This window comes from Planktothrix sp. PCC 11201, assembly GCF_900009135.1.
Taxonomy (GTDB): domain Bacteria; phylum Cyanobacteriota; class Cyanobacteriia; order Cyanobacteriales; family Microcoleaceae; genus Planktothrix.
The window spans coordinates 1-21,214 of the sequence record NZ_LT797704.1; the positions used below are offsets into that span (position 1 = coordinate 1).

Annotated in this window: 23 protein-coding genes; 11 read left to right on the top strand and 12 right to left on the bottom strand. The window is 40.3% G+C overall.

Features of this window, described 5'->3' with window-relative positions; all coding sequences use genetic code 11:
- Nucleotides 1-319: 319 nt before the first annotated feature.
- From PL11201_RS15245 to cobO, 3 genes are all read left to right on the top strand, one after another.
- Nucleotides 320-1,768, top strand: a complete 1,449-nt coding sequence (locus PL11201_RS15245; RefSeq protein ID WP_079679800.1) for a RecQ family ATP-dependent DNA helicase — start codon at nt 320-322, stop codon at nt 1,766-1,768.
- A gap of 49 nt (nt 1,769-1,817) precedes the next feature.
- Nucleotides 1,818-2,108 (top strand): HigA family addiction module antitoxin, encoded by a 291-nt coding sequence (locus tag PL11201_RS15250; RefSeq protein WP_079679801.1) that lies wholly within the window; start codon nt 1,818-1,820, stop codon nt 2,106-2,108.
- Nucleotides 2,109-2,210: 102 nt separating this feature from the next.
- A complete protein-coding gene (gene cobO / locus PL11201_RS15255; protein ID WP_079679802.1) occupies nt 2,211-2,840 on the top strand; it encodes a cob(I)yrinic acid a,c-diamide adenosyltransferase in 630 nt (209 codons plus the stop codon).
- A gap of 114 nt (nt 2,841-2,954) precedes the next feature.
- Here cobO and aat read toward each other — a convergent pair whose 3' ends face one another.
- Entirely contained in the window at nt 2,955-3,533 is a 579-nt protein-coding gene (gene aat, locus PL11201_RS15260) for a leucyl/phenylalanyl-tRNA--protein transferase (protein WP_079679803.1), read from the bottom strand.
- A gap of 55 nt (nt 3,534-3,588) precedes the next feature.
- Here aat and PL11201_RS15265 point away from each other — a divergent pair, with 55 nt between their 5' ends.
- The 4 genes from PL11201_RS15265 (at nt 3,589) to PL11201_RS15280 (ending at nt 5,944) form a co-directional block, all read left to right on the top strand.
- Nucleotides 3,589-4,008, top strand: a complete 420-nt coding sequence (locus PL11201_RS15265) for a hypothetical protein (protein WP_079679804.1) — start codon at nt 3,589-3,591, stop codon at nt 4,006-4,008.
- A gap of 139 nt (nt 4,009-4,147) precedes the next feature.
- Nucleotides 4,148-4,501, top strand: coding sequence for a hypothetical protein (locus PL11201_RS15270; protein WP_079679805.1), 354 nt, complete (start codon nt 4,148-4,150; stop codon nt 4,499-4,501).
- A 402-nt stretch (nt 4,502-4,903) separates the two neighbouring features.
- Nucleotides 4,904-5,527 (top strand): ribonuclease III domain-containing protein, encoded by a 624-nt coding sequence (locus PL11201_RS15275; RefSeq protein ID WP_079679806.1) that lies wholly within the window; start codon nt 4,904-4,906, stop codon nt 5,525-5,527.
- Nucleotides 5,528-5,611: 84 nt separating this feature from the next.
- Entirely contained in the window at nt 5,612-5,944 is a 333-nt protein-coding gene (locus PL11201_RS15280) for a YnfA family protein (protein ID WP_079679807.1), read from the top strand.
- An 11-nt stretch (nt 5,945-5,955) separates the two neighbouring features.
- Here PL11201_RS15280 and PL11201_RS15285 read toward each other — a convergent pair whose 3' ends face one another.
- Nucleotides 5,956-7,065, bottom strand: coding sequence for an S-(hydroxymethyl)glutathione dehydrogenase/class III alcohol dehydrogenase (locus PL11201_RS15285; RefSeq protein WP_079679808.1), 1,110 nt, complete (start codon nt 7,063-7,065; stop codon nt 5,956-5,958).
- Nucleotides 7,066-7,090: 25 nt separating this feature from the next.
- On the opposite strand from PL11201_RS15285, the gene PL11201_RS15290 reads away from it, so the two are divergent.
- Nucleotides 7,091-8,449, top strand: a complete 1,359-nt coding sequence (locus tag PL11201_RS15290; RefSeq protein ID WP_079679809.1) for an NCS2 family permease — start codon at nt 7,091-7,093, stop codon at nt 8,447-8,449.
- Nucleotides 8,450-8,514: 65 nt separating this feature from the next.
- Here PL11201_RS15290 and PL11201_RS15295 read toward each other — a convergent pair whose 3' ends face one another.
- From PL11201_RS15295 to PL11201_RS15310, 4 genes are all read right to left on the bottom strand, one after another.
- Nucleotides 8,515-9,111, bottom strand: coding sequence for a CPBP family intramembrane glutamic endopeptidase (locus PL11201_RS15295; RefSeq protein WP_304442263.1), 597 nt, complete (start codon nt 9,109-9,111; stop codon nt 8,515-8,517).
- A 12-nt stretch (nt 9,112-9,123) separates the two neighbouring features.
- Entirely contained in the window at nt 9,124-10,176 is a 1,053-nt protein-coding gene (locus PL11201_RS15300; protein WP_079679810.1) for a DUF3326 domain-containing protein, read from the bottom strand.
- Between the two features lie 31 nt (nt 10,177-10,207).
- Nucleotides 10,208-10,411, bottom strand: coding sequence for a hypothetical protein (locus tag PL11201_RS15305; protein WP_079679811.1), 204 nt, complete (start codon nt 10,409-10,411; stop codon nt 10,208-10,210).
- Nucleotides 10,412-10,495: 84 nt separating this feature from the next.
- Complete coding sequence (locus tag PL11201_RS15310) at nt 10,496-10,816, bottom strand: 2Fe-2S iron-sulfur cluster-binding protein (protein ID WP_079679812.1); 321 nt, start codon at nt 10,814-10,816, stop codon at nt 10,496-10,498.
- Nucleotides 10,817-11,232: 416 nt separating this feature from the next.
- Here PL11201_RS15310 and PL11201_RS15315 point away from each other — a divergent pair, with 416 nt between their 5' ends.
- Complete coding sequence (locus tag PL11201_RS15315) at nt 11,233-13,185, top strand: ABC transporter ATP-binding protein/permease (RefSeq protein WP_079679953.1); 1,953 nt, start codon at nt 11,233-11,235, stop codon at nt 13,183-13,185.
- Nucleotides 13,186-13,197: 12 nt separating this feature from the next.
- On the opposite strand, the gene PL11201_RS15320 is transcribed toward PL11201_RS15315, so the two are convergent.
- The 6 genes from PL11201_RS15320 to PL11201_RS15345 form a co-directional block, all read right to left on the bottom strand.
- Nucleotides 13,198-13,560, bottom strand: coding sequence for a DUF6464 family protein (locus tag PL11201_RS15320; RefSeq protein WP_079679813.1), 363 nt, complete (start codon nt 13,558-13,560; stop codon nt 13,198-13,200).
- Nucleotides 13,561-13,725: 165 nt separating this feature from the next.
- The gene (locus PL11201_RS15325; protein WP_079679814.1) at nt 13,726-15,093 is read right to left on the bottom strand and encodes a UDP-glucose dehydrogenase family protein; all 1,368 of its coding nucleotides are present in this window, start codon (nt 15,091-15,093) and stop codon (nt 13,726-13,728) included.
- 84 nt (nt 15,094-15,177) lie between these two features.
- Nucleotides 15,178-16,110, bottom strand: a complete 933-nt coding sequence (locus PL11201_RS15330) for a UDP-glucuronic acid decarboxylase family protein (protein WP_079679815.1) — start codon at nt 16,108-16,110, stop codon at nt 15,178-15,180.
- A 284-nt stretch (nt 16,111-16,394) separates the two neighbouring features.
- Nucleotides 16,395-16,583, bottom strand: a complete 189-nt coding sequence (locus tag PL11201_RS15335) for a type II toxin-antitoxin system HicB family antitoxin (protein WP_079679816.1) — start codon at nt 16,581-16,583, stop codon at nt 16,395-16,397.
- Nucleotides 16,584-16,677: 94 nt separating this feature from the next.
- The gene (gene lepA / locus PL11201_RS15340) at nt 16,678-18,492 is read right to left on the bottom strand and encodes a translation elongation factor 4 (RefSeq protein ID WP_079679817.1); all 1,815 of its coding nucleotides are present in this window, start codon (nt 18,490-18,492) and stop codon (nt 16,678-16,680) included.
- A 117-nt stretch (nt 18,493-18,609) separates the two neighbouring features.
- Nucleotides 18,610-18,933, bottom strand: coding sequence for a DUF1825 family protein (locus PL11201_RS15345; RefSeq protein ID WP_079679954.1), 324 nt, complete (start codon nt 18,931-18,933; stop codon nt 18,610-18,612).
- Between the two features lie 289 nt (nt 18,934-19,222).
- On the opposite strand from PL11201_RS15345, the gene PL11201_RS15350 reads away from it, so the two are divergent.
- Nucleotides 19,223-20,020 carry a DUF3153 domain-containing protein gene (locus PL11201_RS15350; protein WP_234996715.1) on the top strand — a complete coding sequence of 266 codons (798 nt, stop codon included), beginning with the start codon at nt 19,223-19,225 and terminating at the stop codon, nt 20,018-20,020.
- Between the two features lie 261 nt (nt 20,021-20,281).
- Entirely contained in the window at nt 20,282-21,127 is an 846-nt protein-coding gene (locus PL11201_RS15355) for a segregation/condensation protein A (protein ID WP_079679956.1), read from the top strand.
- The last annotated feature ends 87 nt before the right edge of the window (nt 21,128-21,214 follow it).

The window sequence follows — 21,214 nt, forward strand, 5'->3', positions numbered from 1 at the left end:
CGCTATAGGTAAATACTTACTGTGAGCAGCTTTTAGCTTTCAAGAATGTCCTAATAGATGTGGCGACTGCTATACCATCAAATTGCGGACGCTGACTCTAATATAGGTTTTTGCGATCAAAAATCACTATGTTTTATTATAAAGGTTTGTGAAAAAGTCACCCAAACTTTTATAATATTAAGTTAGAATATGATATCCTGACAGTTGGGTGTTCGTAATTATTCACATCTATAAAACGTTGTCGATGCTCTAGCCCCCGGCTTTTGCGCTAAAGCGCAACAACGAACTCGGTTAATTTTGTCAAATTTGGAAATGCAATATGGAAGCATCTACAGACTGGCAACAGGTTAAGGCATCTTTTAAGAAAATTTGGGGTTATGATGATTTTCGACCGCCCCAAGGGGAAATTATTAAGAGCTTATTAGATAAAAAAGATGCCTTAATTGTCATGCCGACTGGAGGGGGAAAATCCATCTGTTTTCAGCTTCCGGCACTATTACAAACTGGATTAACTTTAATTATATCTCCCCTGGTGGCATTAATGGAAAATCAGGTTCAGGAACTTCAAGATCTGCAACTTCCCGCCGCCTTAATTCATAGTCAATTAATGCCCCAACAACGACGAAAAACTTTAAATTTAGTTGAAAAAAATCAATTAAGACTCCTCTATCTTTCCCCTGAAACTCTATTAAGTCATCCCGTCTGGAATGTAATTTCTCAACCCACGGTTCAAATCAATGGTTTAATATTAGATGAAGCCCATTGTTTAGTTCAATGGGGGGATACCTTTCGCCCTGCTTATCGACGGTTAGGGGCAATTCGTTCGACTTTATTAAAACTTAAACCCTCGGGGACAAAAATTGCGATCGCGGCTTTTACCGCCACCGCTGATCTTGATGCTCAAGCAACAATTCAAAGGGTTTTACAACTACAAAAACCTCAGAAATTTCTCCTGAGTCCTTATCGATCTAATTTAGAATTAAATATTAAAATAGTTTGGACTCCTAGAGGACGACAACAACAGTTAATCCAATTTATTCAACCCAGAAAACATCAAACAGGTTTGATTTATGCTAGGACTCGTAAAGACTGTGAACAATTAGCTCAATGGTTGCAAACAGAACAATATTCAACTGTTGCTTATCATGCTGGGTTAAGTTCAGAAGAACGCCGAAAAATTGAAAAAGATTGGTTACAGGAAAAGATTAAATTTGTGGTTTGTAGTAGTGCCTTTGGCATGGGAATTAATAAGAGTAACGTGAGATGGGTATGCCATTTTCAAGCCCCTTTTTTATTATCAGAATATATTCAAGAAGTGGGACGGGCGGGGAGAGATGGTAAACCGGCGATCGCTTTAACTATTATTAGCGAACCGACGGGTTTTTTCTATCCCGAAGATAAACAACGACAAAAATATTTAATCGAAAATCTAGAAAAACAATATCAATCGGCAAATCAATTAATTAAAAAACTCCCAGCAACGGGAAACATAGAAACCCTATCTGAACAATTTAAAAATAGTGCGATCGCCCTTTCTATTTTACACGCTCAAGGACGATTAATCTGGCGAAATCCCTTTGATTATGAAATTATATCCCAACCTGCAAAATTGCATCAAGATCAAAATAGTAAAGCCATTAAACAAATGAATCAATACTTAAAAACCCGTGATTGTCGGTGGAAGTTTTTATTACAAGCGTTTGGGTTTAATTTAGAAAATCAGTTTCCAGGATGTGGTCATTGCGATCGGTGTAAATCTTCTCGTTAATCATCGTATAATTGGGTAAATTATATCCATCTGTGGGTTTTTGTTGTCTATGTTACCTCAAAACCGAATTCCCGCCCATCCTGGGAAAATTTTATCGGAAGAATTTATTATTCCCTTAAACTTAACTCCAGTGGCTTTAGCGGAACATTTGAGGGTTCCGGTGCAGCAAATTAATGAAATTGTCAAAGGAAAACAAGGGATTACACCGGAAACAGCTTGGTTATTGGCTCAATCTTTCCAAACTTCTCCTGAGTTTTGGATGAATTTACAAATTCAATATGATTTGGCTTTAAATCAACCTACAATTAAAACACCCCCGATTATTTTATCTAGTTCTTAAAGTCGGATGGCAATATATTGGGGAAATCTAAAATAGCAGTTATTCAAGTCCCCCTAACGATAAAAAGTTAGGATTTTAATACAAACCAATCAAATCATCATCATGGAAAACAACACAACTACTGAATCAACTCTCACCGCCGAACAACACCGTTTAAAAATGCAACGGCGCAAAGAAATTCAGGATCAACGAGTGGCAGAACGCAGTCAAACTAAAGGATTAATTATTGTTAATACCGGAAATGGAAAAGGAAAAACCACCGCCGCTTTAGGGATGGTTTTACGGTCTTTGGGTCATGGCTATCGGGTGGCTATTATTCAGTTTATTAAAGGCGCCTGGGAACCCGCAGAAAAGGCGGTTTTTAGTAAATGGCCGGAACAATTAGAATTTCATGCGTTAGGAGAGGGCTTTACTTGGGAAACCCAAGATCGAGATCGAGATATGGAAAAAACCCGGGAAGCCTGGAATTTAGCCCTAACTTTTATTAGAAATTCTGAGTTTAAATTAATTTTACTCGATGAAATTAATATCGCCATTAAACTAGGTTATTTACCCGTTGAAGATGTCTTGTCTGGAATTGCAGAAAAGGCTGAGGATACCCACATTATTTTAACGGGTCGAGGCGCTCCCCAGGCTTTAATTGAACAGGCAGATTTGGTGACAGAAATGTCTTTAATTAAACATCCTTTTCGGGAACAAGGTATTAAAGCTCAACCTGGGATAGAATTTTAAATACCGATTTCATATTGCCTGAATAGGCTTCATTCCCAGGGGCGAGTTCATCCCAAGTGAGGTAATTAACAAAGATTTAATTGAGTCCTTCAGGACTCACTACTTGAGTAATAATTAAATCAGAGAACAGGGTTGATTAATTGCTTTTTTTAAGAGAGTTTTATACTCTTTATTTTTAATAATATAAGAGCCAAATCTTTCGAGGTGAGGATTATTCATTTGAGCATCAAATAAAATAAACTTTTTCTCTCTTAACCGTTCAACTAACTTAACCATTGCCACTTTGGAACCATCGGGGATTCTAAAAAACATTGATTCTCCAATAAAAGCCCCACCAATGACAATTCCTAATATGCCTCCAGCTAATTGATCTCCTTGCCAAGTTTCGAAACTATGGGCAAATCCAGCCTCGTTTAAGGCATGATAAATTTCTTTTAATTCTGATGAAATCCAAGTTTCTTCTCGATTGGCGCAGCCTTCTACAACGCCAGTAAAATCTCGATTAATGGCGACAGTAAACCGATTTTGATTCAAAACCCGTTGCAAAGAACTCGGATAGCGAAATCGTCCATCTAAGGGAATTAGAGCCCGTTCTCGACTAGAATACCATTCCAAGCTATGTTCCCCATCATTTGCCATCAAAAAGTATCCTGCTGCATACCCTTGAATAATTGCGTTGACATCATATTGCATAGGTGACAAACTTTGCTATACTTTGGTTAATATACTAAGGAGTATTGTCTCATCTATGCTAAACCTTAACTCATCCTTTATGTTAGAGAGTACCTTAACAAAACTTCTCAACAAAACCGAGAAAACCTGGGGTTATCTCCAAGTCTATCAAAGAGGAGAATTATATTATCTCACCATCCCCGGATATGGAGACGATATTCTAAAATTCAGAGGTAATGATTCCACCTATTCCTATCAATTATATTGGTATAAACGTCCCGATCCTTCAGTCTTTGTAGAGGCAAAAGTCCAAAAAACCTATAGGAGAGAAACAAAGACCTACGACAAAGCTAAGAGTTTTCAGATTTGTTTTAAAAAAGAAGCTAATCCCATTGAATCCTCAATTAATCGGTTATTTGCCGAATTAATTAAAACCAAAATATCAGAAGAATATAAGAGTAAAGATTCTCCGATTATTACCCTAGTTCAAGACTAGAATCAGAGTGTATATTTGTGGGGGCAGGTTTTCCCCAATCTATCCTACTCACAGAAAACTCAATAAAACCCGCCCGAACCCAATTTTGAAAACAGCATAAAAACAGGTTAAATAAAATTGAAAAATCCTTAACAAACTTATGAATGAACCGATTGCACCCATCACCTTACCCCCCAGTGAGAATTTGCAACAGGAAGGGGAATGGTTAAAACAAACCTTAAATCGTTGGTTGGATGAACAATTTATCCCTGAAGTAGTGAATGAAACTATTGCACAGCGGGCTGCTCAAATTTATGTTCGTCAACGGATGGAAGGGGAAAATGATGTGGGTTCTTTGGTGCTGGCGATTGTGACTGAAATGGAATCTTTTGATTTTTCTAAAAGTTTTTTTGGGGAATTTGTGATCGCCAATGCGGTCAGCGATTTGTTATTAGATAGCTTAGGAATTGAACGCTGTTGTGGACGCTCTACATTCCCAGACTCTCTGGCTTAGTTAAACGACCAGTGCTCTATGTCCTCCCATAAAATGACTGAAAATTCCTGTTTTACGGGGGATGACGGGAAAATGTTGGACATTGGCTTAAATCTTAAAGTTTTCTGACCGACAGGTTGACCCCGAAAGGTAGTAAAGTACGAGAACAGGGTGGGATTGAACTTGGGCTGATCGGTAGACGGAGGATTCCATCTGGCTATGACAACTTGCAGCAAAAATGGCGATGGAAGCCGACTTTACCGCCAAAGCATAAACTTTCACTGATTAGGTTCCAAGATCCTCTGTAAACTTTCAATTTATCAACTTATTTTATCAATCGGAAAAGCAATCTCTGGTTTTCCGTAATCTCCTTTTAAAATCCTGTAGACCCCTTTTAATTAAACCTTAAAATCTTTTTCAATCATGATTAATCCAAACTTTATCAAACACCAAATTGAAATTAATTCCTTTACTCATCAAGAGTTATTGGAAATTGCCCTAACCCATCCCGATGCGATTGGAGAAAACCTAGATTTAACACCCAAGGAAAGGAAACTCCGAACCTTGGAATATTGGGGAATTACTCACTTGGGTTCTAACTTGTTTAGCCAGATGGTGAGTGATTATTTACATCTGCACTATTCCCACTTAGGAGAAGCAACCCGGACACTTTTAAAAAGTGATTTAGTTAGTCCCATAATTCTAGCAAAATTGGCGTTAAAAATCAAGATTGATCAAGGGAGTGATTTGGGAAAAAACTATCCTTTAAAACCGGAGTTTGAACAACAAAAAATATTGTCAGAAATGTTTGAAGCCTTAGTGGGTGCGATTTATTTAGAGTGGGATCGAGATTTTGAGAAAACCTATAATTGGTTAGTTAATCAATTTATTGCCAAGGTGGTAAATCAAATTCTGATGGATTTGTTTGTTGAATTTGTCCCAGCTGCGGATTGGGATGCTAACTTTTATCCTTGGTTTGGTTCCAATCATTTAACCTGTCCTTCTAAAAAATCCACATCCCAATCAACCTGTATTTTCTGCTCCTAAAATATCAGACCCTGAAGATCAACCGATCATTTGTACTTCAAATTATGAGTACACTTGAGAACAACAAAAATTTTGAAATATTGAATGCAATCACTTGTTTTCTTTTTAGTAGCAGCTTTGGGAGAAATCTCTGGCTGCTATACTTTTTGGGCATGGCTACGCCTGGGAAAAAGCATTTTCTGGCTGATTCCTGGCGGAATAGCATTGATTATTTTTGCCTCAGCTTTGACTAGGGTTGATGCTTCCTATGCGGGCCGAACCTATGCAGCTTATGGTGGAATTTATATCCTTTCATCTATCTTTTGGCTATGGATAGTTGAAGGAGTAAAACCTGACCGATGGGACTTAATGGGGGCAATAATTTGTCTGGTGGGTACAATTGTGATTCTATTTGCTCCCCATAGAAATACTTTTTGATCCTGTCCGATTTAAAACGTTACCACCGTCCGAATTGATTCTCCTTGTTGCATCAAATCAAAGGCTTCATTGATTTTTTCAATTGGCATCACATGGGTAATTAAATCATCAATATTAATTTTCCCATCCATATACCAATCGACAATTTTAGGCACATCCGTCCGACTTTTTGCCCCACCAAAAGCCGTGCCTTTCCAAACCCTTCCCGTGACTAATTGAAAGGGACGGGTACTAATTTCTTCCCCCGCCCCGGCGACTCCAATAATCACACTAACCCCCCAACCTTTATGACAACATTCCAGGGCTTGACGCATGACTTTAACATTCCCAATACATTCAAAACTATAATCCGCGCCACCGTCAGTTAATTCCACTAAATAGGATACCAAATCTCCTTCAATTTCTTTCGGATTCACAAAATGGGTCATACCAAATTTTTCCGCCATGGCTTTTTTATTAGAATTAAGATCAACCCCAATAATTTTATTCGCCCCCACCATTTTTGCCCCTTGAATCACATTTAATCCAATCCCTCCTAAGCCAAAAACCACCACATTTGATCCGGGTTCAACTTTAGCCGTATTAATCACCGCACCGATGCCCGTTGTCACCCCACAACCTATATAACAAACCTTTTCAAATGGAGCATCTTCTCGAATTTTTGCTAAGGCAATTTCCGGTAAAACCGTATAGTTAGCAAAGGTAGAAGTTCCCATATAATGATGAATCATCCGACCATTTTTAGAAAATCGACTACTACCATCGGGCATTAAACCTTGGCCCTGAGTCCCGCGAATTGCTTGACATAAATTTGTCTTAAAACTTAAACAATATTGACATTGACGACATTCTGGAATATACAAAGGAATAACATGATCTCCGGGTTTAAGACTTTTTACCCCATAACCAACTTCAACTACAACTCCGGCTCCTTCATGACCTAAAATAGCGGGAAATAATCCTTCAGGATCGGCACCGGAAAGGGTATAGGCGTCGGTATGACAAATCCCTGTCGCCTTAATTTCCACTAAGACTTCTCCCTCTTTTGGGCCTTCAAGTTGAACAGTTTCCAAGGTTAAAGGTTTTCCAGCTTCCCAAGCCACAGCAGCTTTAATATCCATAATTTATTTTTGATTCGGGGATAATATGAACTCTAATTCTTCCACTTTAGAAGCAATTGCCCGTTTTTTCAACTTTCGAGAACTTCAGACTAATTTTAGGATTGAAATTATAGCCGGGTTCACAACTTTTATGACCATGGCTTATATTTTAATTGTCAATCCTGCTATTTTATCCAATGCTATTTTCCTACAAACATCGGGGGATTTATTTGGAGAATTAGCGATAGCAACCGCCCTGGCTTCTGCCTTAGCAACGTTAGTTATGGGATTATATGCTAAATATCCCTTTGCTTTAGCCCCAGGAATGGGATTAAACGCCTATTTTGCCTTTTCGGTGGTGTTAAAATTAGGCATTCCTTGGCGGGTGGCGTTAGCTGCTATTTTAATTGAAGGCTTAATTTTTATCGCCTTAACCCTGAGTCAATTTAGAACTAAAATTATCACCGCTATTCCTGAAGGAATTAAACACGCCGTCGCCGCCGGAATTGGTTTATTTATTGCCTATATTGCCTTGACGGGTGCAAAAATTATTGTGACTGATGTAGCCACCACCACCACATTAGGAAACTTAAATGATCCGATTGTATTAATTACAATTGCCGGAATTTTGATTACTTCTGCTTTAATTGTCCGTCGAGTTACCGGGGCGTTATTACTAGGAATTTTAGCCACAGCCGGGTTAGGATGGATTCTAGGAATTGTTCCTTGGCCCCAAGGAATTATCGGTTTACCTCAATTACCTGTGGATTTATTCGGTCAGGGAATTATTGGGTTAAAACAAGTTTTAGAAGTGAATTTTTTCCAGATATTTACAATTACTTTTGTATTTTTCTTTGTAGATTTATTTGATACGGTAGGCACTCTAACGGGGTTAGGAATGAAAGCAGGTTATATTAATCAACAGGGGGAATTTCCTAGGGTTACAGAAGCATTTATGGCCGATGCGGTGGGAACTACCACAGGGGCAATTTTTGGGACTTCAACGGTAACTACTTATATTGAATCCGCATCGGGAATTTCTGAAGGGGGAAGAAGTGGATTTACGGCTGTAGTTGTGGCAATATTATTCACAATTTCGATATTTTTTATTCCCCTATTATCAGCTATTCCCAGTTTTGCTACAGCCCCGGCTTTAATTATTGTGGGGGTGTTAATGATGGGGAGTGTTCAATATATTCGCTGGGATGACCCGGCAGAATCTATTCCGGCGTTTTTAACAATTTTTATGATGCCTTTAAGTTATTCCATCGCCGATGGTCTAGCCGTTGGTTTAATTACTTATCCTTTGATTAAATCCTGTCAAGGCAAGTTTCATGAAACCAATATTTCTATGTGGATTTTAGCGGTTATTTTTATTTTGAAGTTTGTGTTTGTGGGAAAATAATAATAGCTGCCATGCAGTAAGTTGATTTTACTTACTATTACCTGTTCCCTATTCCCTATTCCCTACTATAATTTACCCCCAATATAGTTTAATTTCCATAAACAACCAGACATAAAATTAGTAAAAATATGAGCTATAATTGGAACTAATAAATTACCTGTGGCGATCGCACTATACCCCAAAATAAACCCAACAACCGTTGCCCAAATCACATAAGGCCATTGTTGAGAACCACTAAAATGTAGCACCCCAAAGGCAATACTAGAAACCACTAAAGCCAGAGTTCCTAATCCCAAATCCGATAACATAACTCCTCGGAATAATAATTCCTCACTTAGTCCAGGTAATAAGCCTAACCAAATTAAATCCGGCCACAATAAAGGAGTTAAGACTAATTTTAAATAGGTATCTGCACTGCGACTATAGGCAGGCCAGATTCTATACATGACAAAACTAGCCACTGTAATTATTAATCCCACACCTAACCCCAACCCCAAACTAACCCAAGTTAAGTTAATTGGTAACAGGGTAACATGACTCAAATATAACCAAGCTTTTGCGATCGCTAATAATATAATAGCCGTCCCCCCCATGGCTATCAAAACCTGAGTCCGGGTTAAAGATTCGAGTTCAAAATTGTTGGGTGTTTTTTGTTCTACCACGGGAGTTAAAAATTAATAGGATTGAAGTTGATTCAAGGATAATATATTCGGACGCAGGGAGTTCGGATCAAGTCCAGCTTTATGCGCCACTAAAACCCCCAAAGCCTCTAAATAAGAGTTTACCTGTATTGCCTTAATTCCTAATTGTTCTGGGGTAACTTGCATGCGGGTGTGATTTTCCCCGACGGCAATAATTTGAGTCGTAGTTTGGCTAAAACTAAGCACCGCAGACCCCCCACAGGCTGTAGCTGGAACCACAACCGCATCCACCTGATCAGCCCAAATTGTCCCCGCCGTAGCAGTTGTGACGAACTGGGGGGCGCGACTCAACCCCACTAACACACAGGGTAGAAACGTATAGCCCAATTCCTCCGCCGCCGACCGTGGGGATAATTCCGGGTCAATGGCCAGGGGAGAAAGGGCCGGAGCGTGGGCTGCCGGAATTTGAAAGGTGCGGACAATTAGATGGCTGATCACCGCTTCCGCCCCAGCCAAAGGATCAACCCCCTGTCCATGACGATAAGCCTCTAAAACCTGGCTATTTTCCGGTTCAGGAAAACGGGCTACCACGGCGATCGCCTCGGCTTTAGCATCCTTAATTAAGCGTTCTGCGGCCCGTAACAGGCTGTCTGGGTTGCCAATCGTTCCCCAGGAAGCCCCCGACTCGGAGGTTCTCAATTCCACGTTCAGGGGGGCATCGGTGACCACATAGTCCGTTAAAGTTAGGCCCAGGGTTGCCCTAGCTGCGTCCGCCACTTGTAAATGTCTGAGGCGCAATTCCGGCTCCATAGCTTGATCCAGGAGTAACCCCACCCGGTTCCGGTGGACAGGTTGCAGTCCCCAATTTCGAGCCGCCCATTTATCCAGGGCAAACCCTTCCACATAGAGGGTATTGGGCATCGGCCAATACAGTTGGGCACCATTGAGAACGTTAGGATGGGTAATCAGGGTATCGGCCACTTGGGCGATCGCCCGCGCTACAGGTAAACCATCCCCCGCATATCCACCAATGGCCGCACCAATTCCTGTTGGGATAATTAAAACAACCGCATAAGGACGAGGCATAGAAGATCGGGGGAAACACCCACCAGAAAAGTTAACGATTAACCATCAAACCATCAGAGGTTTTCTCAACTGTTACAACGGCTTCAACATGGGCTTTTTGTTGTTCTGGATCAATACTGCTAATTGCCCAACGCAGGGGTTCACCCCGTTTTTTTAATTCCGCTTCAATAGCTTGATTTAACTGCGTTGGAGACTCCAGCAGATCAATTTCAGCCGTAATAAAATGGGTGGTCATGTTTGTGTTTAATCCTCGATGTTTTTTATTGTCAATATTCAAATGTTGTTAGCCAGTGAGGGAGGAAGCTCGCACTACTTCTAACTAAGATCTCTGACCAAATTGACGATCATAAACTTCATCTTCTTTTCCGGCAACCAGTTTCAAATTAGAACGGGGATAGGCAATACAGAGAAGGACATAACCTTCGGCCTGAAGGTCAAGACTTAATCCCATACCCTCAGTTTGATCAACTTTACCTTCGATAATTTTGGCTGCACAGGTGGTACAAACTCCGGCATTGCAAGAATTGGGCAACTTAATTCCGGCATCCAAGGCAGCTTGGAGGATGTGTTTATCCTCTGGAACCTCGACTGTTTGGACGTTTCCTTGATTGTGAAATTCAACTGTATAGGTTTGAGACATCGTATTCTTATTAGACCCTGAACCATTGTATCCTTGAGTGCAGTCGATCTGAGTATTGAGCCTTCCTTGTTGTTCAAAGAGACATTAAATTAGCCAGACAAACTAAATCAACTTTTGTCATCCATCCTAAGATATATATTACAAAAATATCAACTAGGCAAGATCATATTGAGTTTTACGGTTAAAATTTTTCGGCGTGCCTACTAAGAGTTGAAACCAATGTGTTACAGTTGTTGAGGTTAGATTTCTCTCGTCAACGACGGTTAATCTCCTCACTCTCCTGTGCCAATTTTGTAGCTCGTTGGAATAATTGGAATAAAATGTAGCCTTTTTCACAGAGTTTAGTCTGTGAACGCTAGTTATAAAATACAGAACTTTGATAGGATAGAGCACCTGTGCTAAAAATAATGGAAAATATGAATAGATTTGATACTAAACTTTGGCAACGTTTTTTAATAATTGCCCAACCTTTCTTTTATCCTGTAGAACCAGGAAGTGGCAAGGTTTTTTTGAGTTTATTATTGTTATTATTAATCTTTCTGTCTGCTACGGTATTTGTTTTGGTGAGTGCCGTTGCTGTTATCAGTCAATCTATTTTTCCCGAGTTCTTTAATAGCATTGCTCCAGGTTTGTATGAATTGATCGCCAGGATTATCTATTCTCGTTATATTATTATCATTCTTTTAATGCTTGTCGTTCCCATCGGAACATTTTTATTGTACAGAAACCAAATTAAAACCCGTTGGCAACCTTGGGCATTTTTAAGTGTGCTTTTATTTATATCCCTATCTGTCAGTGGATTGAATGTAATTCTTAGCTATGTGAGTAACTTTTTTACGACGGCTTTAGCCGAAAGAAATCAGGATAATTTTTGGCGTTTTCTCTATGTTTATGCCAGTGTGTTTGTAGTAGGAACTCCCATTATTGTCATGTATTCTTATACCCGCGATCGCTTGGGAAACTATTGGCGGAAATGGTTAACGGATAAATTTTTAGACCAATATTTAAGTCAGCGAGCATTTTATAAAATAGAATCGGAAAATAAACTTGATAACCCAGATCAACGAATTACAGAGGATATTAAGGCATTTACGATTACCAGTTTAAGATTTTTACTAATTATTCTAAGTTCAATTATTGATGTAATTTCTTTTACTGGAATCCTCTGGTCTATTTCTAAATCTCTTTCCATATTTCTCTTGATTTACGCTTCTGTTGGTACGATCATCACGGTTTTTATTGGACGGCGTTTAATTCCTCTAAACTTCAATCAGTTAAAACGAGAAGCGGATTTTCGTTATGGATTAGTTCATGTCCGAGACAATGCTGAATCCATTGCCTTTTATCAAGGGGAAGAACAGGAACTAATCCAAGTCAAACAACGATTTTTCAAAGCCTTTGAGAACTTTAATTTATTAATTGGTTGGCAGAGAAATGTTGATTATTTTACTACAAGCTATGGATATGCTGTGGTGATTATTCCTTCGCTGATCTTAGCTCCTATTTATTTTGCCCAAACAATTAAATATGGGGATATTACCCAAGCTGGTTTTGCCTTTAGTCAAGTTTTAGGGGCTTTTTCAATTGTAGTAAGTCAGATTGGAGTGTTAAGTGCTTTTGCCGCTGGAATTAACCGTTTATCAACCTTCTCGGAATTTTTAGAATCTCCTAAGTCTATGGAGGAAGGTCAGACACAAATTGATATGAAAGTTGATTATTCCCTAGCCTTAGAACACGTTACTGTCAACACACCCAACTATCAAAAAATCCTGGTTAAAGACCTATCTCTGAGCTTACCCGAAGGTCAAGGATTATTAATTATGGGTCAAAGTGGAGTCGGAAAAAGTTCTTTATTACGCACCATTGCCGGGTTATGGACATCAGGGACTGGGCGGTTAGTTCGTCCTGAACTCTCGTCGATATTATTCCTACCTCAACGTCCCTATATGATTTTGGGAACCTTGCGTCAACAATTACTTTATCCTAATAGTAATCGAGAGGTGAGTGAAACGGAATTACATCAAATATTGCAGTTAGTGAATTTAGCCGATTTACCCGAACGAGTTAGTGGTTTTGATACGGAATTAGATTGGGCTAATGTTCTTTCTGTGGGAGAACAGCAACGGTTAGCTTTTGCGCGATTATTAATTAGTAAACCTCGCTACGCCATTTTAGATGAAGCCACCAGCGCCTTAGATTTAAAAAATGAAGAACTACTTTATAAAAAACTACATGAAACCGGAACAACTTATATTAGTGTTGGGCATCGAATCAGTTTATTGCGCTACCATGACAATGTTTTAGAACTCATGGGAGATCAAAAATGGCGTCTGCTTTCTAGCGAAGAATATCGGGCGGAAATGATTTGAGCATTTCCATCTTTAATCGGCTGAAATCGATGCAAAAAAACGGCAATCTTGACAGGGGCCAAGGGGATTCACCGCACAGCGTATCAGTTCAGAATGGGCATTAAAACGACAGTTTGCATCTCCCAGAATCCAATGTCCATCGATTAATATTCTATCTTCAGGTCGTTGTACCGATTGCACATACAAGGAAATTTTATGTAGTCGGTAACGACCGGATTTGAGTTGATAGCGATGACGACGTTCTAAAACAGTATAGGTTTGACCCTGGAAATTTAGATAATGACCCGGTTGGGGTGTCCAATCTAAACAAATACGTCCAAGGGATTGATGGGATTGTGTTAGAATCAATTCCGTTGGTAGTGAATTTGGCTCCATGATGGTTTGATTTAATTCAACAGCTTGTAGGGGAGGGGACTAACACTGGGTTCTGAGGCTTCCTCTGATATTGTAGTGATTCCTTTAGGACTCTGAGGCGTGAACGCCTCACTACAAAGAACTTGGGTGAGCAATGCCCACCCTAATCTTACATTAACCTACAGATTAATGTCCAATACCGACATATTGGAAACCGGCGGCTTCTAATTGTTTTCGATCTAAGAAATTTCGGCCATCAATCATAAATGCCGAGTGCATTTTTTTCGCCATTTTCGCATAATCGAGGTTTTGGAATTGTGTCCAGTCTGTAATTAAAATTAACGCATCACAACCATCAGCTAACAATTCAGGATCGGTTTCAACGATGACACCCGTTAACCCATGACGCATTCCACTTTGGGAAATAATCGGATCGTAGGCTTTCACCTTTGCCCCTAAACGGTTCAATTCTTGGATAATATCTAAGGCCGGAGCATCGCGTAAATCGTCCGTATCAGCTTTAAAGGTTAACCCTAATAATCCAACGGTTTTGCCTTTGAGAATTTTCAGCACTTGCTGTAATTTGTCAATGGCAATAGTGCGCTGACGGTTATTAACTTCCACCGCGGCTTTTAATAATTGGGCGTCATAATTATAGTCATCGGCCGTATGAATTAAAGCCGAAACATCTTTCGGAAAACAGGAACCCCCCCAACCAATTCCTGCTTGTAAAAACTTATTCCCAATCCGAGAATCCAAGCCAATTCCTTGAGCCACCTGGGTCACATCCGCACCGACGCGATCGCAAATATTAGCAATTTCGTTAATAAAGCTAATTTTAGTTGCTAAGAACGAGTTAGCCGCATATTTAATCATTTCTGCCGAACTCAGATCCGTTAACACAATCGGAACTGGGGGTAAGGACGGATGATCAGAATGTTTTCTCGATACTAAAGGTGCATACAATTCCTGCATCACCTCCAAGGCTTTTTTGTTGTTGCTTCCTAACACAATCCGATCGGGATTAAAGGTGTCATAAACCGCCGAACCTTCGCGTAAAAATTCCGGGTTACTCACCACATCAAATTCAACTTCAATGGGTGATCCTGCTAACCCTTTTTCTTTTTGTTGCTCGGAAACACCATCTAAAACAATCATCCGCACCCAGTCCCCGGAACCAATCGGTACAGTGGATTTATTCACAATCACTTTATAACCTTTGGTCAGGTTGGAACCAATTCCCCGGGCAACGGCTTCCACATAACGGGTATCACTTTCCCCTGTGGGTAAGGGTGGAGTTCCCACGGCAATAAATAACACCTCACCATGTTCTACACCTGCACTTAAATCCGAAGAAAAATCCAGACGTCCAGATTCCATACAGGATTTCATTAATTCCGGGAGTCCGGGTTCATAAATCGGGGACTGTCCCGACTTCATTAATTTGACTTTTTCCTCATTATTATCAATACAAATAACATCATGTCCGATTTGTGCCAGACACACTCCGGTTACTAGACCCACATATCCCGTCCCAATCACACAAACACGCATAAATCTATCCTCAATTTTTTGACCGAAACATTAACAATCTTATTAACGCTGAACAATTGACCGTTAACCAGGATTCCACTCTTTTCAACTGTTGTAGATGCGTTCCCGAAAATCTTTCACTGTCAATTCTAATCCTTGATCCAGTGGGATGGTCGGTTCCCAATTTAGATAGGTTTTAGCGCGAGTAATATCGGGTTGTCGCTGTTTAGGATCATCCTCCGGTAGAGGTTTAAATTGAATTTCAGCATCCGGGTTAATCATATTCTGAATTTTTTGGGCCAGTTCCAAAATGGTATATTCCCCCGGATTCCCGATATTAATAGGGCCAGTCTGATCGCTATTCATTAAGCGGATGAATCCCTCTACCAAGTCTGACACATAACAGAAACTCCGAGTTTGGGAACCATCCCCATAAACCGTTAAGGGAATCCCTCGCAGGGCTTGGACAATAAAGTTACTGACCACACGCCCATCATTTTCTAACATTCGGGGGCCATAGGTATTAAAAATCCGTACCACCCGAATGTCTACCCTATTTTGACGATGATAGTCAAAGGCTAAGGTTTCCGCCACCCGCTTTCCTTCGTCGTAACAGGATCGAACCCCAATACAATTGACGTTTCCTCGATAGTCTTCCGTTTGGGGGTGGACATCAGGATCACCGTAGACTTCAGAAGTGGAGGCGAGGAAAAACCGAGCTTTGATCCGTTTGGCTAACCCCAACATATTCATGGTTCCCAATACATTGGTTTTGATGGTTTTGACCGGGTTGTATTGGTAGTGAACCGGAGAGGCGGGACAGGCTAAATGGTAGATTTGATCGGCTTCCAACCGAATGGGTTCGGTAATATCATGACGGATCAGTTCAAAATAGGGATTACCGATCCATTTCAGGATATTTCGTTTTGTCCCCGTAAAAAAGTTATCCAAACAAATCACTTCATGGCCTTGTTCCATTAAGCGATCAATCAGGTGTGAACCTAGAAAACCCGCGCCACCTGTAACTAAAATTCTCATGCTTACACTCACTCAGAAATTGTAGAGAGTTAAACTTGGATGGACAACAATCAATCGTAGGTAAGCTGAATCCACTATCGGTTGATTAAAGTTAAGACTTGGCTTTGGACACACCCTAGCTATACCCCACAACATTGATATGTTGCTGTCTGTTCCAACATCTATCCTACTCGATTTTAGATTTTTAGCGATTATTTAATATTTATTCTACAGTTAAATTAATATCAATGGCAATTTTTCTTAACAGTGTTGGTGAAAGATCATGACCTGGATGAACTCGAAATTTATGAGCTTAATAAACTTCTTTTTTCTGACTCTGATAATGTCTCTAAATATAATTCAATTGCCTCCTTAATATTAACTTTAATCTCATCAAATGAATCACCCTGAGATTGACAACCTGGAAGTTCAGGAGCATAGGCATAATAACTGCAATCGTCTTTTTCAATAATCACACTAACCTTATATGACATAGAGTTTTAAGTATTTTTATAATTGATCTTTGTAGTAGAGACGTTAAATTTAACGTCTCTACTACAATAAATTTAACGTCTCTACTACAACAATTTAGGATTCTTGATTTAAGCGTAATACCGCCATAAATGCCTCTTGAGGAACATCCACAGACCCCAAGGATTTCATCCGTTTTTTACCTTTGGCTTGCTTCTGTAAGAGTTTTTTCTTCCGACTAATATCTCCCCCATAACATTTGGCTAAAACATCTTTTCTTAACGCCGGAATACTTTCACTGGCAATCACTTTAGAGCCAATTGTGGCTTGAATGGGAACTTTAAATTGATGACGGGGAATCAATTCTTTCAGTTTTTCCACCATTGCCCGTCCAACGTGATAGGCCTTATCTCGGTGAACAATCATCGCCAAGGAATCGATCGGATCTTTATTAATCATAATATCGAGTTTAACTAAAGTATTTTCTCGATATCCAATAATATGATATTCCATACTCGCATAACCACGAGAACGGGATTTCATCTGATCAAAAAAGTCCGTTACTACCTCCGCTAATGGCACTTCATAAACTAAGGTTGTCCGTCCCTGGGCTAAATATCGCATATCCTTAAATTCACCCCGACGACCTTGGGCTAACTCCATTAAACTCCCTACATAAGCTTCAGGAGTAATCATTTCTACTCGTACATAGGGTTCTTCGATTTTTTCCCTGTGGTTGGGTTCAGGTAAACGACTGGGGTTATCAATCATCATCACTTCTCCCTTTTGAGTTGTAACTTGATAAACCACCGAAGGAGAGGTCACAATTAAGTCTAAATCATATTCCCGTTCCAAACGTTCTTGCACAATTTCCATGTGCAGTAACCCTAAAAACCCACACCGAAAACCAAATCCCATCGCACTAGAAGTTTCCGGTTCATAGGATAACGCCGCGTCATTTAATTTCAGCTTTTCTAAGGCTTCTTTTAGGTTAGGATATTCGTCAGAATCCGTGGGAAATAAGCCACAAAACACCATTGGTTTTGCTTCTGTATAGCCAGGAAGGGCTTGTTCGGCTTGGCTATTTGCTAAAGTAATCGTATCCCCAACCCGGGCATCTTCAACGGCTTTAATCGCAGCAGAAAAATATCCCACTTCTCCAGCGTGGAGTTCATCAACCGGGATTTGAGTTGGAGATAATACGCCAATTTCATCAATTTCATATTCTTTTCCCGAAGCCATTAAGCGGACGCGATCACCTTTTTTTAGTCGGCCATCCATCACCCGAAAATAAACCACGACCCCGCGATAACTGTCATAATAACTATCAAAAATTAATGCGCGTAATTTCTGATCAACCGTATCCTGGGGTGGGGGAACTAAATGCACAATAGACTCTAAAATTTGATGAATTCCCACCCCTTCTTTCGCCGAAGCTAACACCGCCCCGGAACAATCTAACCCAATAATTTCTTCAATTTCACTTTTAATCCGATCTGGCTCCGCTCCGGGTAAATCAATTTTATTTAAAACCGGAATAATTTCTAAGTTATTATCTAAGGCGAGATAAACATTAGCTAAAGTCTGGGCCTCCACTCCTTGAGACGCATCCACCACCAATAACGCCCCTTCACAAGCCGCTAAAGACCGAGACACTTCATAGGAAAAGTCAACGTGACCCGGAGTGTCGATTAAATTTAAGACATATTCTTCACCGTCATCGGCTTTGTAGTTCATGCGGGCGGCTTGCAATTTAATCGTAATTCCCCGTTCTCGCTCTAAGTCCATGGAGTCGAGAAATTGTTCTTTCATTTCTCGTTTTTGAACCGCACCCGTTGCTTCCAAAAGCCGATCCGCCAGGGTAGATTTCCCATGATCAATATGAGCAATAATAGAAAAATTACGAATTCGAGAAACTGGAACGTTAGTCATAAAATGATATTCACAGGCATAATAGGGGAGACTCCCGTTAAACTAACGAGGGTCTACTTCATCTATTTTAACAAAATAAACCCAGGAACACCGATTTTTTCAGGGAAATAGAGGGGATTAGGGCTGTTTTTCTAATTCCGACTTCATCCGTTCTAGGGTACGGTGCATCTGTTCAAACATTTGGTCGGGGGTAATTCCAAACTGACCGAGTTGGGTGCGTAACTGTTCAACGGTCATTTGGGCCATGAAATCCTCGGAGAGTTCAAACCGCTTCATGAAAATCCGGTAACGATCCATCACCGCTTCCATTTGCTCAATATAGAGTTTTTTCCCCGCCCGATCAAACTTGCCATAATCACTCCCGAGTTTGATCATGGATTGATAATCTTCAAATAGCTGTTTAGCTTCTTGTTGAACGATGTCTGAATCAAAGAATCCCATAGTTTCTCGATTTTTTTTACTAGTAGGGGGTTTGAGTTTCATAGACTGGAAAGATTCTCTCCTATTTTAACCTTTTGAGAGGGGGTTACTCACACTCCCACAGGTGGCAATTTCCGTACTGATGGCCAGCGCAGAGGATCACAACCCGATTTAGGTCGCTTTTTGAGGAAGTGAGTGAATAAAGGTAATTGGTATTAGTCTCAAGAGTAGAATGCAATTATAGACTTTAATAATTCTTCTACACCGGGAGAATGGACTAAATTGAATTTTAACGGCTAGGAACAAAATCATGATCAAAATTATCAAACGACTCAGTATTATTTTTTCTGCCATTTTTCTGTTGAGTGGCTGTGTTAAATATGATGTGGGAGTGACATTTCAGGATCAAACCCATGGTCAAATTGTTCAAAAAATTCAATTGGGGGAACAATTAACCAAATTTAGTCATGATGTAGTAGATGAATGGATATCTAGTTTAGAAGGACGGGTTAAACAGTTAAGAGGAAAAACAAAACGACTGTCTCAACAGGAAATATTAGTTACTATTCCTTTTAATAATGGTCAGGATTTAGAGACAAAATTTAATCAATTTTTTAATCCTGCTGAATTCAACAATAAAAAATCCCAGAAAAAATCAGATATCGAACTTCCTAAATTTTCTGCAAATTTAAACCTTAAACAAAATAATTGTTTTTTTGCCCTACGCAATCATCTCAACTTAGAATTAGATTTGCGATCGCTTTCCCTACTCTCCACCTCAGAAAATGTACTAATTAGTTCGGGGAATCTATTGAAATTAGAATTTGCCTTAACCACTCCCTGGGGTGCAACTGTGATTAATCCCATCGGTATTCCTGAAGGATCACAAGCACCTCTATTATTCAATGTTAATCTGGAGGGAAAACAGGTGATCTGGACACTTAAACCCGGAGAAATTAATCAATTAGAAGCGATTTTCTGGGTTCCCAGTCCGATTGGGATTGGGACAGTTATAATTATCCTAATCACGGCTTTAGGAATTTATCTCAAATATACTTTTATTCCCAAATTCAAAGCCGGACAATCCCCAATTCCCACTCGTGCTTAACCTAATTTCAAAGTCGCAAGTAGCGATAAAGTCCCTCGTAGAGACGTGCCACGGCGCGTCTCTCCATTCAATATACTTGAAAACTGTTACTGAGCGAAGTCGAAGTATTACCCCAAACCCATTCCCCATTCGTAATTCGTAATTCGTAATTAATCAGGGTTTTGGTCTACAATAGTTTAGATATGCAGCGAACTACTGAGTTTTGAACCTTCAGTGATTTCAGGCGATTCCGCAATTTATAGCCCTAACCCCATCGAACCCATTCCCCCACCCCTTGCCACCCCTCAAGATGCGTTAACGGCTCTCTCAGAGGGGATTGCGCTTCTAATTGACCTGGCACAACGGGGGGAAATTGATCCTTGGGATGTGCAGGTAATTGATGTAATTGATCGTTATTTAAGTAAACTGACCCCCCCAGAGGAATCAAGCTCCAGCAACAATTTTGCTGAGTTGTCCCAGTCAGGTCAGGCGTTTTTGTATGCCTCCATGTTAGTCTTGCTCAAGGCTGATAGTTTAATGGCGACGGAAACCCTCGACCCTAGTGCGGGCTTAATCGAGGGGGAAGAATTCCTTGACCCTGAAGATGAGGGAAATGGGATTCAGCGCCCCCAACAACTGGAAAAACAAATCCGGCGGCGGGCTGTTGCCAAAATTCCCCAAAAACGGCAAGTGACGTTGCAAGAACTGATTGAACAGTTGCAACTGATGGCTGCTACCATTGCCGCCCAAAAAGCCCGTCCCCGTCCCCGGGCGAATACGGCCAAAAGCAGAGCCACTACCGCAAAGGCGATCGCTGAGTTGGCCCACCAAGAAAATTTAGTCGAAATGGCCTCAGAAGTTGAGCGACTCTTAAACCAAGGATCACAACAGAGTCCAGAATGGTTTGATTTGGAGCAGTTACTGAGCCTGTGGTTGGAGATGAAGCAACCGGAACAGCCTCCGCCCCCAGAAGAAATTCCCATTCAGCATGGCCCCAATCATGATCGGGTGGGGGTGTTTTGGGCTCTATTATTATTATCGGCCCAATCTAAAGTGGAACTCGCTCAAGAGGAATTTTATCAAGACCTAAAAGTTCGTTCTTTGACAGAACCACCTGCAAAGTCTTGAAATCAAGGGATTTGAACTTTTCTGGGATCTTACGGATTAAGCACCATGAACCTTGATAGGCTATTAATTGACGAGCATACTCAAAAC